At 72.9% G+C, this 14,934-nt stretch carries 12 protein-coding genes and 1 pseudogene; 9 read left to right on the plus strand and 4 right to left on the minus strand.

Annotated features, from left to right (window positions below):
* On the plus strand, window positions 1-2,014 hold a 2,014-nt coding region (locus BBH68_RS13900), incomplete at its 5' end, for a SpoIIE family protein phosphatase (protein ID WP_065962237.1).
* A 27-nt stretch (window positions 2,015-2,041) separates the two neighbouring features.
* Here BBH68_RS13900 and BBH68_RS13905 read toward each other — a convergent pair.
* The gene (locus tag BBH68_RS13905; RefSeq protein ID WP_065962240.1) at window positions 2,042-2,626 is read right to left on the minus strand and encodes a TetR/AcrR family transcriptional regulator; all 585 of its coding nucleotides are present in this window, start codon (window positions 2,624-2,626) and stop codon (window positions 2,042-2,044) included.
* A gap of 280 nt (window positions 2,627-2,906) precedes the next feature.
* Between BBH68_RS13905 and BBH68_RS13910 the strand changes: the two genes are divergently transcribed.
* Genes BBH68_RS13910 through BBH68_RS13930 form a run of 5 tightly spaced genes read left to right on the plus strand, consistent with a single transcriptional unit; the run spans window position 2,907 to window position 7,110 of the window.
* On the plus strand, window positions 2,907-4,460 hold the full coding sequence (locus tag BBH68_RS13910; protein WP_065962242.1) for a sensor histidine kinase: 1,554 nt from the start codon (window positions 2,907-2,909) through the stop codon (window positions 4,458-4,460).
* A gap of 14 nt (window positions 4,461-4,474) precedes the next feature.
* Window positions 4,475-4,894, plus strand: a complete 420-nt coding sequence (locus BBH68_RS13915) for a roadblock/LC7 domain-containing protein (protein ID WP_065962243.1) — start codon at window positions 4,475-4,477, stop codon at window positions 4,892-4,894.
* On the plus strand, window positions 4,891-5,253 hold the full coding sequence (locus BBH68_RS13920) for a DUF742 domain-containing protein (protein WP_065962244.1): 363 nt from the start codon (window positions 4,891-4,893) through the stop codon (window positions 5,251-5,253). The genes BBH68_RS13915 and BBH68_RS13920 overlap by 4 nt, the downstream gene beginning before the upstream one ends.
* Window positions 5,234-5,854 (plus strand): GTP-binding protein, encoded by a 621-nt coding sequence (locus BBH68_RS13925; RefSeq protein WP_065962245.1) that lies wholly within the window; start codon window positions 5,234-5,236, stop codon window positions 5,852-5,854. The genes BBH68_RS13920 and BBH68_RS13925 overlap by 20 nt, the downstream gene beginning before the upstream one ends.
* Entirely contained in the window at window positions 5,851-7,110 is a 1,260-nt protein-coding gene (locus tag BBH68_RS13930; RefSeq protein WP_065962247.1) for a cytochrome P450 family protein, read from the plus strand. The genes BBH68_RS13925 and BBH68_RS13930 overlap by 4 nt, the downstream gene beginning before the upstream one ends.
* A 79-nt stretch (window positions 7,111-7,189) precedes the next feature.
* Here the strand turns inward: BBH68_RS13930 and BBH68_RS13935 are convergent, their stop codons facing one another.
* Both BBH68_RS13935 and BBH68_RS13940 read right to left on the minus strand, forming a co-directional pair.
* Window positions 7,190-7,939: an SAM-dependent methyltransferase gene (locus tag BBH68_RS13935; RefSeq protein WP_065962248.1), complete on the minus strand. Its 750-nt coding sequence runs from the start codon at window positions 7,937-7,939 to the stop codon at window positions 7,190-7,192.
* A 121-nt stretch (window positions 7,940-8,060) separates the two neighbouring features.
* A pseudogene (locus tag BBH68_RS13940) lies at window positions 8,061-8,877 on the minus strand (class I SAM-dependent methyltransferase).
* 134 nt (window positions 8,878-9,011) lie between these two features.
* Here BBH68_RS13940 and BBH68_RS13945 point away from each other — a divergent pair.
* The 3 genes from BBH68_RS13945 to BBH68_RS13955 all read left to right on the plus strand — a co-directional run bounded on the left by BBH68_RS13945 (window position 9,012) and on the right by BBH68_RS13955 (window position 13,402).
* On the plus strand, window positions 9,012-10,175 hold the full coding sequence (locus BBH68_RS13945; RefSeq protein ID WP_065962250.1) for a helix-turn-helix domain-containing protein: 1,164 nt from the start codon (window positions 9,012-9,014) through the stop codon (window positions 10,173-10,175).
* Window positions 10,176-10,284: 109 nt separating this feature from the next.
* Window positions 10,285-10,887 (plus strand): hypothetical protein, encoded by a 603-nt coding sequence (locus tag BBH68_RS43080; protein WP_065962252.1) that lies wholly within the window; start codon window positions 10,285-10,287, stop codon window positions 10,885-10,887.
* A gap of 253 nt (window positions 10,888-11,140) precedes the next feature.
* A complete protein-coding gene (locus tag BBH68_RS13955) occupies window positions 11,141-13,402 on the plus strand; it encodes a tetratricopeptide repeat protein (RefSeq protein WP_065962254.1) in 2,262 nt (753 codons plus the stop codon).
* A gap of 115 nt (window positions 13,403-13,517) precedes the next feature.
* On the opposite strand, the gene BBH68_RS13960 is transcribed toward BBH68_RS13955, so the two are convergent.
* Window positions 13,518-14,813, minus strand: a complete 1,296-nt coding sequence (locus BBH68_RS13960; RefSeq protein WP_174589022.1) for a hypothetical protein — start codon at window positions 14,811-14,813, stop codon at window positions 13,518-13,520.
* Window positions 14,814-14,934 lie beyond the last annotated feature (121 nt).

Consider the following 14,934-nt stretch of genomic DNA (forward strand, 5'->3'; position numbering starts at 1 on the left):
GATGTACGAGCACCACGACGCGGTGCTGCACTCCGTACGGGAGGGCGTGCTCATCCTCGACGGCGACGGGCGGCTGCTGCTGGCCAACGACGAGGCGCGCCGCCTGCTCGAGCTGCCCGAATACCCGGAGGGCCGGGCCGTCACCGAGCTCGGCCTGGAGCCGCAGACGGCCGAGCTGCTGGAGTCCGGGCAGGTGGTCACCGACGAGGTGCTGGTGGCCGGGGACCGGCTGCTGGCGGTCAACATCCGCACCACGGACCGGGACGGCGGACCGGCCGGCAGCGTGGCGACCCTGCGGGACTCCACCGAGCTGCGCGCCCTGTCGGGGCGGGCGGAGGTGGCCCAGAAGCACCTCAAGCTGCTGTACGACGCCAGCGTGGAGATCGGCACCACGCTCGACGTCGCCCGGACCGCCCAGGAGCTGGCCCAGGTCGCGGTGGAACGATTCGCCGACTTCGTCACCGTCGATCTGGCGGGCCCCGTGCTGCGCGGCGAGGAGCCGCTGGCGGTGAGCGGCATCGAGATGTGCCGCGCGGCGGTCCGCGGCATCAGCGACGAGCACCCCTTCTATCCGGAGGGCACCCGCTTCTCGTTCGTCTCCTCCACCCCGCAGGCCTCGGGTTTCGGCAGCGGACAGGCGGTGGTGGAGCCGGACCTGAGGGAGGCCGACGGGTGGCGGGCCCAGGACCCCGGGCAGACCGGCCTGGTCGTCGCCTACGGCGTCCGGTCGCTGGTGACCGTGCCGCTGCGGGCCCGGGGCGTTCTGCTGGGGATGGTCAGCTTCTGGCGCATGGAGAAGCGCGCCCCCTTCGAGGACGACGAGGTCTCCCTCGCCGAGGAGCTGGCCTCCCACGCCGCCGTGTGCATCGACAACGCCCGCCGCTACACGCGCGAGCACACCATGGCGGTGACCCTGCAGCACAGCCTGCTGCCCCGCGCCCTCCCCGAGCAGAGCGCGCTGGACGTGGCGTACCGGTATCTGCCGGCGGAGTCGGGGGTGGGCGGCGACTGGTTCGATGTGATCCCGCTGCCGGGGGCGCGGGTGGCGCTGGTGGTGGGTGACGTGGTCGGGCACGGGCTGCACGCGGCCGCCACGATGGGGCGGCTGCGTACGGCGGTGCACAACTTCTCCACCCTCGACCTGCCGCCCGACGAAATCCTCTCCCACCTCGACGACCTGGTCACCCGGATCGATCAGGAGGAGGACGCGGCGGGCCTGGAGGGGGTCGAGGGCGGCGGCGATGGGATCACCGGCGCCACCTGCCTGTACGCGATCTACGATCCGGTCACGCGGCGCTGCGCGATGGCCCGGGCCGGGCATCCGCCGCCCGCCGTGGTCGCCCCCGACGGCACGGTGGAGTTCCCCGACCTGCCCGCCGGGCCCCCGCTGGGCCTGGGCGGGCTGCCGTTCGAGACGGCCGAGGTGGAGCTGGCCGAGGGCAGCCAACTGGCGCTGTACACCGACGGGCTCATCGAGGACCGCAGCCGGGAGATCGACGCCGGGCTGGAACTGCTGCGCGAGGCCCTCGCCCACCCCGGCCGTACGCCCGACCAGACCTGCGCGGACGTGCTGGACGCGGTGCTGCCCGCGCGCCCCGCCGACGACATCGCGCTGATCGTGGCCCGCACCCGGGTGCTGGGCGCCGACCGGGTGGCCGGCTGGGACGTCCCCTGCGACCCGGCGGCGGTGGCCGAGGTGCGGGCCATGGTCATCAGGAAGCTGGCGGAGTGGGAGCTGGAGGAGACGGCGTTCACCGCGGAGCTGGTGCTGAGCGAACTGATCACGAACGCGATCCGGTACGCGGCGGGGCCGATCCGGGTGCAACTCCTACGCGATCGCAATCTCATCTGCGAGGTGTCCGACACCAGCTCCACCTCGCCGCACCTGCGGTACGCGGCGACGACGGACGAGGGGGGCCGCGGGCTGTTCCTCGTGGCGCAGTTCGCGGAGCGCTGGGGCACGCGCTACACGGCCGAGGGCAAGGTCATCTGGGCCGAGCTGGCCCTGCCGTGACCTTTCCGTCCGCGCCCCGTGCCGCCGTCAGTCCGTCTCCGGGGGCGCGAACCGTTCGACCAGGAGGTCCAGCCGGTCTCCCTGGTACTGGGCGGGCATACGCGAGCCGTGCACCAGGACGGCGATGCCGTGCAGCGCGCCCCAGAACACCTCCGCGTACAGCCCGTACAGCTCCTCGTCGTCGTGCGGACCGACCACCGCGACGATCTCGGCGAAGGCGGCGCGCAGCGCGGAGGGTGTGTCGTCGCTGGCGAAGGGCAGGACGGTCGGCATGACGAACATGGCCTCGTACAGCGCCGGGCGGTTCGCGGCGAAGTCGAGGTAGGCCCGGCCCAGGGCGCGCAGGGCATCCTTCCGGGAGATCTCGGCCAGCCGGGCCCTGCGCATCTCGGCGGCGAGGTCCTCGAACCCCTCGAGGGCCACCGCGCGGATGATGGCGTCCTTGCCCTTGAAGTGGCTGTAGAGGACGGGCTGGCTGTACTCGACGCGCTCGGCCAGCCGGCGGGTGGTGACCGCGTCCCAGCCCTCGGCCTCGGCCAGCTCGCGCGCGGCCGTGATGATCAGTTGGTGGCGTTGTGCTCGTTCGCGTTCGCGACGTTCGGTGGCAGACATGAGTTCATTCTAGCAGCGCTAGACGCTCTAGCGTCGACAGGAAACGCGCCATGCGGGTGGACGGGCGCAGCGGAGCGGCTCATTCTGGGGCTCGGCGTACGACGGGGGTCCGGTGGTCGTCGTGCGGGGGATGCCCGGGGTTCGTTTTCCCTCAGCTGACGAGATATCAAGGTCCGATTGGCGGGCGGGGCCGGTCAAAAGCCTGTGAGCGGTACTACCATGTGCCGCCCATGGCCAGAAACAACCTCAACCCTCGATCGCGCCCCTGAGGACCTGAGAGATGTCAGCACATATATCCAGCCAACCCGTCAAAGGGCTCTCAACGACGCGGCGGACCTGGGCCGTACCGCTGCTGGCGGCCCTCGTGGTCGGTGGCGCGGGGGCGTGGGTGACGGCCGAAGTGCCCGCCGGCAGCCGGGCGTCCGTCGGCCTGTTCTGCGGCCTGGCCGCCGTTCTGCTGTGCGTGACCGCCGCCGTCGCGGCCTCGCGCGGGCAGGCCGTGCGCGGGCTCAAGCAGCGCGTGGCGGCCGCGGAGGCCGAGGCCGCGCGGCGGGCGGCGATGCTGGAGGCCGAAGCCTCCCGGCGGGTGGCCGCGTTGGAGGCCGAGGCCGCGAAGCTCGCCGATGAAACGATTCCCCAGGCGGTGAAGCAGCTGCGCGAGGGCGGCTCGGTGGACACCGTGCTCGCCTCGGTGCCCGCGCCCGCCGGCCGGGCGCACGCGCGGGTCTTCAAGACCTTGGCGCGGGAGATAGCCACGGGTGAGCGCATGCGCGCCTCCGCCATGGCCGCCTGCGCCAACGCCGCGGGCCGCGTGCAGGCGCTGGCCACCAGCATGCTCGCCGACCTGCGCGAGATGGAGAACCGGCACGACGAGTCGGTCCTCGGCGACCTGCTGAAGCTCGATCACACCACCGCGCAGGCGGGCCGGATCGCGGACAGCATCGCGGTCCTCACCGGCGCCCGCTCCGGGCGCCGCTGGACCAAGCCGATCGTCATGGAGAGCGTGCTGCGCGGCGCGGTCGGCCGGATCAGCGCCTACCAGCGGGTCCGGATCCACTCGGCCAGCACCGCGGCGGTCGCCGGCTACGCGGCCGAGGGCGTCATGCACGCGCTCGCCGAACTCATGGACAACGCCGCCAGCTTCTCGCCTCCCACCGAGGAGGTGCACGTGTACGTCCAGGAGACGCACACCGGCGTCGTGGTGACGATCGAGGACGGCGGCCTCGTCATGAGCCCGGCCGCGCTGGCTCGCGCCGAGAAGGCCGTCTCCGCCGAGGCCCTGGACCTGACGAAGCTCTCCGGCACCCGGCTCGGCCTCGCCGTCGTCGGACAGCTCGCCCGCAAGCACAACCTGACGGTCTCTTTCCGGCCCTCCTCGCGCGGCGGCACCGGTGTGGTCGTCCTGATCCCGCAGCAGTTGATCGTCCACGCCGGCCAGGACGCCATGGCCCCCTCCGCCCGGTCCGCCCGCCCGGCCGCCACCGCGGCCGCCGCCCGCCCCGCCGTCGCCCCGGCGCCCCCCGCCCCGGCCACCCCGGCCGTCGCCGCCACCCCGGCCGCCGCCGTGCCGAGCCCGCGCCGCGAGGCGCCCAGCGGACTGCCCAAGCGCCGCCGCGGCGAGACGCTGGCCGCCGCCTCCCGCTCGCTCCCCGGCGAGCCGCTCAAGCCGCCGTCCGCCTCCTCCCCTCGGCCGCGCCCCGACGCCGCCCGCCTCGGCGCCTTCCGCCAGGCCACCCGCGGCGGCTCCCGCGGCACCACCACCCCCGGTGCCGGTGCCGGGCCCGCGGCCGACCCGGCCGAAGCCTCCCCGTCCCCCGAGAACGACAAGCCGTGACAGAAGGAACCGCGATGAACACCACAGATCGCAGCTTGGACTGGTTGCTGGAGAACCTGCTGAAGAAGACCCCCGGCGCCCGGCACGCCCTGGTCCTCTCCAGGGACGGTCTGAAACTGTGCCTCACCTCCGGCCTCTCCCTCGACCAGGCCGACCAGCTGGCGGCCATCGCCTCGGGTATCCAGAGCCTGTCCCACGGCGCGTCCATCGAGTTCGGCGACGGCAGCGGCGGCGTCCGGCAGTCGATGACGGAGTTCCACGGCGGGATCCTGTTCATCGTGGAGGCCGGCGAGGGCGCCCACCTCGCGGTCATCGCGGAGGACGAGGCCGACGTCGGCATCATCGGCCACAACATGAACGAGCTGGTCGAGCAGATCGGTGACCATCTGCGCGCCGCGCCCCGCGTGGCCGCGGGCGGCGGGGCCACCGCATGATCCGTGGCGCCGTCGACAGCGAGGATCCGGACCGGCTGTACACCGTCACCGGCGGTCGCAGCCGGGTCGTGGACGAGAACGTGTTCGACATGGTCACGCTCATCGTCAGCGAGAGCGAGCCCAGCCCTGGCATGCAGTCCGAGCACGCCAAGATCCTGCGGATGTGCCACCGTCCGCTGGCCGTCGTGGAGATCGCGTCCTACCTGGGGCTGCCGGTCAGCGTCGTGAAGATCCTGCTGTGCGACCTGCTCGACATGGGAAAGATCACCGCTCGCCATCCCCAGGTGGTCCGCGCCGACACGCGGCTGCCCGAACCCGAGATGCTGAAGAAGGTGCTCGTTGCACTCCAAAACCTCTGATGCCCGCGAGCACGCGCCGCTGAGCCGCACCGCGCGCGACGGCCTCAAGATCGTGATCGTCGGGGGCTTCGGGGTCGGAAAGACGACCATGGTCCGGTCCGTCAGCGAGATCCGCCCGCTGAGCACCGAGGAGACCATGACCCAGGCGGGCGTCGGGATCGACGACGCGTCGCTGGTGCAGGACAAGACCACGACGACCGTCGCCTTCGACTTCGGCCGCATCAGCCTGGACGAGCAGATGGTGCTCTATCTGTTCGGCGCCCCCGGCCAGGAGCGGTTCTGGTTCCTGTGGGACCGGCTGTTCATGGGCACCCTGGGCGCGGTCGTGCTGGTGGACACCAACCGGCTGTCCGACTCCTGGTACGCCATCGACCGGCTGGAGCACCACGGCACCCCGTTCATCGTCGCGCGCAACAACTTCGGCGAACCGCAGCACACCCTGGAGGAGGTGCGCGCGGCCCTCGACCTGCCGCCCGACGTCCCGATCGTCGACTGCGACGCCCGCGAGCGCGACTCCAGCAAGGCCGTGCTGGTCGAACTCGTCAAGCACCTGTACTCCCTGTCCACCTCCTCCTCCGCCGCCCTGGAGAGCACCGCGTGACCACTCCGGACCCCACGCCACCACCCGAGGACCCGTCCGCCACCGGCTGGCCCGAGCAGCCGGACGCCGTGCCGCTGGACGCCGAGCGGCTCCGGCGGGACCCGGACGGGCTCTACCGGCAGCTCCGCCGCGACCACGGCCCGGTCGTCCCCGTGCTGCTCGAGGGCGGGATCCCCGTCTGGATGGTGCTCGGCTACCGGGAGATGGTGCGGGTCACGGGCGACCCCAACGTGTTCGCCCGGGACTCGCGCCGCTGGCACTCCTGGGACCGGGTCCCGCCCGACTGGGAGCTGATGACGTTCGTCGGCTACCGCCCGACCATGCTGTTCACCGAGGGCGCCGAGCACGAGCGGCGGGCCGAGGCGGTCATCGACAGCATGGAGGTCGTGGACCCGTTCGAGCTGCGCGCGATGTGCGAGCGCGTCGCCGACCAGCTGATCGACACCTTCGCGGGCAGCGGCAGCGCCGATCTGATGGCCGATTACGCCGTCCAGATCCCGCTGCGGGTGCTCAACCGCATGTACGGTCTCGACGAGGCCGAGTCCGCCGAGCTCCAGCAGGTCACGGTGGACCTGGTCAGCGGGAAGGGAGGGCCGGAGGCGCACCAGAGGATGCACGACAAGATGGTCGCGCTGATGGAGCAGGCCCGGGCCGACCCGGACCGCAAGAACATCTCCACGGTCCTCACCCACCACCCGGCGGGCCTCACCGACGACGAGATCATCAACGACCTCCTGGGCAACGTCTACGCCGCCCACCAGCCCACCGTCGACCTGATCGGCAACGCGCTGCGGCTGATGCTCACCGACGAGCGGTTCGCGGTCACCATGTCCGGCGGGCGGCGCAGCGTCGGCCAGGCGCTCAACGAGGTGCTGTGGGAGGCCACCCCGGTGCCCAACTGGATCGGCCGCTGGGCCGCCGAGGACACCATGCTCGGCGGACGCCACATCAGGAAGGGCGACTGCCTGATGCTGAGCCTCGCCGCGGCCAACGCCGACCCCGACGTACGCCCCGACTTCCGGGCCGGCGCGGCCGGCAACCAGGCCCACATGGCCTTCAGCCACGGCACCCACGGCTGCCCCCCGGCCGCCCGCGACCTGGCCGAGGCCATCGCCATGGCCGCCATCGAGGTCCTGATCGACCGCCTCCCGGACGTGACGCTCGCCGTCGCCCCCGAGGAACTGGAGTGGCGCTCCACCCTGATGATGCGCGGCCTGTCCGCCATCCCCGTCCAGTTCACCCCCGCCTTCAGCTGACCGACCGGCCGAGCGGCCCGCGCCCGGGACGGGGCGCGGGCGGCTCGGCGGGCCGGCGCGGGCAGGCGGACGGGCGGCTTCAGGCGCCGACGCCGTCGGGCGTCCGGCGCAGCACCAGGGAGAGGAAACCGAAGGCCTCCCGGTAGACGTGCAGCCACTCCCGGCGCCGGGTCCCGGCCATCTCGAGCGCGTACGAGCTGTCCGGATCGGCGGGGTGGTCCAGCGCCCACTCCGCCAGCGAACCCCAGCAGGACCACTCGTAGGCGTCCAACTCCCGACGCGTGCTGACGTGCCCGTCGATGGGCGTCCATCCGTCGGCGACCACCCGATCCACCGTGGTCGCCAGGTCGGCGAAGTCCCCGAGCATCTCGACGGCCTCCTGCGACGGGGGACGCTCCCAGAACCCGTCCCCGATCATGACCCGGCCGCCGGGGGCCAGGTGCCGGCGGGCCGCGGCGAGGGTGGGGAGCAGACCACCGAAGGCATGCGCGGCCCCGAAGCTGAGCACCACGTCGAACGGCTCCGCGGACACGAAGTCCTCGGCCTTCTGCTGGTGAAGCACCAGCCGCTCCCGCACCCCGCGCTCTTTCGCCGCCGCGTCGGCCTGGGCCAGGGCGACCTCCGAAGTGTCCACCCCCTCGGCCCGCAGCCCCGGCCGCACGGCCAGCGCCCGCACGAGCCATTCCCCTCCCCCGCACCCGAGGTCGAGCACCCGCCCGCCGTCTTTCGGGAGGCCGCGCTCCAGCAGCCGGCTGACTGAGTCGTCGTCGAGCGGAGACTTGATCGGGTGCTGGGCATGAGCGATGCGGGACATCTCTTCACGATTCATCAGCGCAGCGTGCCAACCGGCCGGGCCGTCCGCACCTTGTTTTCGCTCCCGTGCCGGAGCGGAGGATCTCCCGCCGCGAGAACGGCCATGGATGACCACGACCTCCCGGGGTATCCCGCGGTCAGGACGGGCGGCGCCCTACTGCCAGGAGATGGGAGCTCGCGGCCAGGAGTTCCGGGTACGGCTCGGCGAGGCGCGCGGCGGTCAGGGCAGAGTTGAAGAGCGGCGTATCGATCACGGATTCACCGGTGTGCTGCTCCGTCGCCTTCAGCATCGCCCATGTAGGGGCCTTCGATGCCGAAGACCTGAGCGTCGAACCCCGCGCCCTTCACTTCCTTGAGCAGTTGCTCGCCGGTGTGGAAGTAGGCGGCGGTGAATCCTCTTTTCCCGTCGTGCAGTTGCGTTCGGAGGATGTCTCCGATGCTCTCCCGCATCCGCTCCTTGTCCAGGTGGGCGAGGGCCGTGTGCTCAAAGAGGCTCGCATAGCGGTTGATCCCGGCCGCAGCGAGCAGCCCTCCGGGACGCAGGACGCGGTACGCCTCGGCGAGGGCCTGATCCCGCTGGTCACGTTCCAGGAGGTGGTAGAGGGGGCCGAGCAGGAGGACAACGTCGTAGGACTCCCTCCCCGCTGTGAGTTCCCGGGCATCACCCAGTTCGGCTGCGCACCCCTTGATGCGCCTCGCTTGCTCGATGTGCCGGGGGACGGGGTCTACGAGGTGGACGTGGTAGCCGTCCTCGGCCAGCCAGCGGGCGTGGGTTCCCGGGCCGCCTCCGACGTCGAGGACGCGGGCCGGGGCGGGAGGCATATGGCGGCGCAGGAGTTCCTGTGTCCGTACCATCTCCAGCCTGCCGTCCGCCGAAGACGACAGCCGCGTGGCCTCGTCGATGGTGGACGCGTAGAAGGTCATGACCTCAGGGGCTATCCGGTGAGCCGTCATGACTGCATTGTGGCGGCCCCTCCGCACCGACCCCGTATCGCCGACGGATCCCAGGGTGATGCGGGGGCCGAGCGCCGCATCACCGGCTTCTCCGGGAGTACCGTCGGAGTGTCGAGTTCAGAACGGAGTTCAGTATGTCCGAAGAGACTCACATTGGCGCACGGCTCCGCGAGATCCGCAAGCGGCGTGGTCTGAGTCAGCGGGACCTGGCTACCGCCTCCGGCGTATCCGTCTCCCTCATCAGGAAGCTGGAGCAGGGCGACCTCCACGACACCCGCATGGAGACGGCCCACCAACTTGCCGTCGCCCTACGCGTCCCCACCAGCAGCCTGCTGGAGCGAGATGATGAGGACATCGCAGACGGGGCGCCGGAGCAATGGCGTCCACTCCAGCAGGCCGTCCAGATCGCCACGGTGCACACAGGCGAGGCTCCCACGGTGCAGGGTGTCCACGCCTTGCTGCCTGAAGTGCGCGCTGCCTACTTCGACAACAGGCTGGCTGAACTCACCGGCCTTCTCTCCCCGCTGCTGCGCGACGCTGACGCGCTCGGCGACACCACAGACGCACGGCACGTACGGTCGCACCTGCTGCACATCGCCGGATCGATGCTCACCCAGGTGCACCAGTACAGCGCGGCGGAGACCGCGCTGAGCCGCGCCCTGGACGACGCGCCGGACCGGTTGCGTGCTGCGGGAATCATCACCACTTGGAGCTGGCTGCTCGTTCGCCAGGGCAAGCTCACCGCTTCTCGGGAGCTGGCGACACGGTGGGCTGATGACATCGAGCCGCGGATCTCTCGCGCGACACCTGAGGAGTTGGCCGCGTGGGGCTGGCTGCTGGTGCAGGTGTCGTCCGCCAGTCTCCGCGACAACCGCCGGGGGGAGGCAGACGACACGATGCGGCTCGCGCGGTCAGTGGCGGTCCTGATGGAGCGTGAGCTGCCACGTGGCACGGAACGGCTCGCGACATGGGGCCCCACCACAGTGCGATACAAGGCGGCAGAAAGGCACGTCATCCTCGACCAGCCTGACCGAGTGCTGCGGGCAGCCAAGGGCCCCGGCGGTCTGGCGGTTTCCACGGAGTACCACCGGCACCGCCTGGATGTGGCGAAGGCGCACACGATGATGCGGCAGTACGGAGAAGCGATCTCGGTGCTGAGCGAGGTTAACGTCAACGCACCCGAGTGGCTCGCCAGTCAGCGGTACGCGCGGGACATCATGTCCGATGTGGTGACGAAACGTCGGACGTTGACGCCAGAGATGCGGACACTGGCCGACGCGGTCGGACTGCCGATGTAACTCTCCTTGGCACTTCCATCGGCGCCCCTATAAAAGTGCCATTGAGGTGTGATGTGCGTCTCATTTAGCGTCGCGGTATGGACGTACGTCACCCTCATGGGAGCCGACCATGACCAGAGCCCTGCCGTGGACGCCGCCAAGCGGACCTGACGTCAAGGTCTTACCGAGCGGCACCTGGTGGGACGCCGTGAGAGCCTCCGGGCTCGTCGGCGAGCACGCGCTGAAGCTGCTCGGGGACGAGTCCGGCGCCGTGATCCAGGACAGGCACGGCCCTCTGTACTGGCTTGTGGAGCCGGGCTCCGCCGACGGCTGGGACGTCCGGCAGGTGCACGTACTCGGCGGCGCAGCCGCAAGGGCGAGCTATGTCGGCGTACCGCCGGCGCACTGGACGGGCCCGCCGGGCATCCACTGGCGCATCCCCGTCGGCCCGGGCCGCTACCTCACCGACCCCGCGCTGTTGCGCCAGTCCCTCGCCCTGGCCGCCCGTGCCGAGCTCGGCCCTGCCGGGGAGGCCGGGCCGGTGACCTCTCGGATCTGCGTGCGCTGCGACAGGCCGACCAGTACGCCAGTCGTCGTGGGACAGGCGCACTCCGCCAGCGCCGGTGGCCGTGACATCTACTCCTGCCCCACGTGCGTCCGGACCTTCCCCCAGCCCGTCGACCCCATCACGCAGATCGACGCCCTGCGCCGCACACGGCAGGAGGGCGCATGAACGCCCCGGAACAGGCATGCGATCCGGCCGTCGTCCGGGGGGATGGGTTAGGCGTCGTCGCGCCGGATCATGCTCTGTGTGTGGGGCAATTGGCCTGGGGGCAACGCCAGTGACTTCGCGGTGAGTATCGGACATCGACACGCCGACGCGACGGCGTGTCACTGTCCGATACTCACCGCACTCGGGCTTTGAAAGCCAGGGGAGCCGATGAGCGCCGCGCCGGGGGCTGCGGTGCGGGAACGGGGGGCGGCTGATGGACCCGCAGGGGAACGCGATCGGGGGCGGGGCGCGGATTGACGGGCCCAGCGTGCAGGCGCGGGACGTGCACGGGGGGATCCACCTCCACACCACCCCGGTACCGCCGCCCGCCCGGCCTCCCGTGCCGCGGCAACTGCTGCCCGTATCGGCGCACTTCACTGACCGCAAGAGAGACCTCGCGGCGCTGGACGAGCTCGCGGCGGCGGCGCCGCTGATCGTGGTCAGCGGGCCGGCGGGGGTGGGGAAGACGGCGCTGGTGTCGCGCTGGCTGCGGGGGACGGCCGGGGGTGAGGGCGGCGGCGACCGGTTTCCGGACGGTCATCTGTACGCCGACCTGCGGGGCCACTCGCCCGACGGCCCGGCGCCGCCCACCGAGGTGCTCGGCCAGTTCCTGCGCGCCCTGGGCGTCGGGCAGGTGCCCGCGGAGCTGGCCGAACAGACGGCGCTGTGGCGCTCGGTGACCGCCGGTCTGCGGCTCGCCGTGATGCTGGACAACGCCTACACCGCCGCCCAGGCCAGGCCGCTGCTGCCCGGCGGCGAGGGCAGCTTGGCCGTGGTGACCAGCCGGGCGCGGCTGACCGGGCTGCGTACCGACGGGGCGGTCTTCCACCAACTGGGCCTGCTCGACCGGGAGGCCGCCGTCGAGCTGCTGACCCGGGGGATCGGCCGGGAGCGGTTCGAGCGCGACGAGGCCGCCGCCGGGAAGGTGGCGGAGCTGTGCGGCGGTCTGCCGCTCGCCGTGTGCCTGGCGTCCGCGCGCCTGGCCTCGCGGCCCCGGCAGCCGGTGCGCGCCATGGCGGACGCGCTCGCGCGGGACCAGACACGACTGGCGGTGCTGACGATCGAAGGGGAGACGGCGGTGCAGAGCGCTCTGGACGGGTCGTACGCGGTGCTGGACGAGGAGGCCGCGCGGCTGTACCGGCGGCTCGGGTTGTTGCCGATGCCCGTCTTCGACACCTGTGTCGCCGCCGCGGCCTGCGCGGTGTCCCCGGAGGAGGCCGACCGGGCGCTCGACGCGCTGGTCGAGGCCAACCTGCTGGAGGACATCGGCCCGGACACCTTCCGCTTCCACGACCTGGTGCGGCTGCACGCCCGGGAGCGGGCCACCGCGGACGAGACCGAGCAGACCCGCGAGGAGACCCTGCGGCGGGTCGTCGACTGGCACCTGGCCACCGCGACCGAGGCCCAGCGGCGGTTGACACCGGCCCAGGCGGTGCTGGAGCGCGAACACGTACCGCCCGGCCTCCCCGTCCCGTTCGACGACGACGCGGGTGCGCTGGCCTGGCTGGACGCCCACCGCACCGGGCTCATGGCCGCCGCCCGCTGCGCGGCCGAGCACGGCTGGGACGGCAGGGCCTGGCAGCTGGTGGACGCGATGTGGCCGCTCTTCCTGCGGATGCGCCCGTACGACCTGTGGATCGAGGCCCACGAGCTGGGGTTGTCCGCCGCCCGGCGGGCCGGGCACCCGGCCGCCGAGCGCCAGATGCTCAACTCCGGCGCCATCGGCCTGCGCGGCGCGGGCCGCACGGCCGACGCGATCAGTTGGTACGAGCGTTCCCTGGCGGCCGCCCGCGCGGCCGGGGACGCGCGCGACGAGGGGCAGGCGCTGCACGGCCTCGGCGGGTGCTGCCGCGACGCCGGGCGGCCGCGGGAGGCCGTACGGTACCTGGAGGCCGCCATCGAGGTGTGGGAGCGCTGCGGTTATCCGCGCGGCGTGGCGCTCTCCCGGATCATCCTCGGTGAGATCGCCCTGGATGCGGCCCCGGGGTCGGATCCAGGGGCGGCCCCGGGGCCGGATCTCGGCGCCGGCGGGGGCACGGATCCGGACGCGGGCCCGGACGCGGATCTTGGCGCCCGTCCGGACGACGCCCCCGGCCCGGCGAGCGGGGCGCGGGCCGCCGAGCGCGCCGTCCGGTACTTCGAGCGGGCCCACGCCGGGCTCCTGGCCGTGGGCGACCCGTACGGCGCGGCCCCCGCCCAGGCGTTCCTGGGATACGCGCACGCCCTGGCGGGGGCGTACGAGACGGGCCAGGCCGAACTGGAGCGTGCCCAGCGCACGTTCGCCGAGGCGGGGGCCCGGCACTGGCAGGCCCGCGCCCTGGAGCTGTCCGGCCGGGCCGCGCAGGCCCACGGCGACCCCGAGACCGCCCGCCGCCGCTACGAGGCCTCGCTGGCCCTCTACACGGCGGCGGCGGGCTCGCGCGACGCCGACCGGTTACGGCAGCGGCTCGACGGGCTGGGGCAGGCGGGCGACTAGGCCCCCGCCGGGCAGGGTCCCGCCGGGCCGGGGCGGGCAGGGCCCCCCGGGCAGGGCCCCGCCGGGCCGGCCCCCGCCGGACGGGCCCCCGCCGGGCAGGCCCGGCCGCGTCGCGTCACGCCGTCGCCTCCGCGTCGGTCCCCGTCCAGGTGTCCAGCGGCGGCGGCTCGGGCAGCGGTCGGGTCGTGGGGGCGTGGGCCGGCTGGCCCAGGCCGAGCAGCCGGTACATCAGCGCCCGCATGTTCCGGTTGAATCCGCCCGGCTCGGAGGTGATGCGCCCGGCGATCGCCTCGTAGTCCTGGCGGCGGTACTCGGCGCGCGCGTATTCGAGCTGGCTCACCAGCGGGTGGGCGGGTGAGAGCGCGGGGGCGGTCGCCGCGAGGGCCGCGGCCGGGGAGGCGGGGTTGATCTCCTGCTGCGGGGACGCGGCCAGCAGGATCGGCGCGCCGGTGAGCGTCCCGTACAGGGTGACCGAGCCGTGGTCCCCGATGATCCAGTCCGCCGCGATCAGCACCGAGCGCCAGTCCGCCTCCGGCGGCACCAGCCCGATGCCCGACGGCCCGCAGCGCGCCAGCCACGCCCGTACCTGCCACGCCCCGTGACCCGACCACACGTTGGGGTGGACGAGGACGGCCACCCGGTGCTCCGGCGGCCGCAACTCGCCCAGCAGGCGCGGCAGCAGCGCCTCGAAGCCGCCGAAGGACGACCGCGGGCCCCAGGTGGAGGCGACCGCGATCAGCTTCTGCCCCTCCCGCAGGCCGAGCGCGCGGCGGTAGGCGTCGCGCAGCGGCAGGCTTGCCCGTATGCGGTCGTGGACCGGGTCGCCGACGACATGTGCCACCGGCAGTGCCTCCGGGCACGAGCGTGCCAGCGCGTCCAGGTCGTCCCGGTGCGGTACGGCCACGGCGGCGGGCACGACCCTGCCGTCCGCGACGAAGTACTCCCTGCTGAGTCCAGCGACCAGCGTCGTCGGGCCGGCGGCCGGGTCGGTGTCCGGGTCGGTGTCCGGGCCGGCGTTCGGCCTGGGCGGCGCCGGGACCAGCTTCAGGTAGCTCGCCCCGTGCGCCATCGTGATCAGCGGGGCACGGACCCGCTGCACATGCCGCGACCCCGCCGCCAGCGCCAGGTCGAAGGACATCCGCACCGCCTCCTCCCACGGCAGGACCGCGCTGCCCAGCCGCCTGAGGTAGCGGGCGACGCCGTCGCCGAACTCGTGCGGCGGCGCCGTGAAGACGACCTGGACCCGGAAGTCCGACTCCAGGAGCGAGAACGCCTCGCGCAGCCGCCTGGCGAAGGTCACGGTGTGCGCGACGACCAGGACGCGCTTGCGCCCCGGCAGCGTCAGCCACTCGCGCCCGCGAGCCGCCCCTCCGTCCCCCCGGGACGCGCCGATCGCCGATATCACTGACATGAGATTCCCCCTGTCCGCGTGAACTGCTTCTGACGGCGGGATGCCCGGCGGCGAAGGCGAAGGGCTTGTTCCGCCCTTGCCGAAACCTTGCGGGCAAGCCCACGGCGCCCCTCCGGGAGGA

It is taken from the genome of Streptomyces sparsogenes (assembly GCF_001704635.1).
Taxonomy (GTDB): Bacteria; Actinomycetota; Actinomycetes; order Streptomycetales; family Streptomycetaceae; genus Streptomyces; species Streptomyces sparsogenes.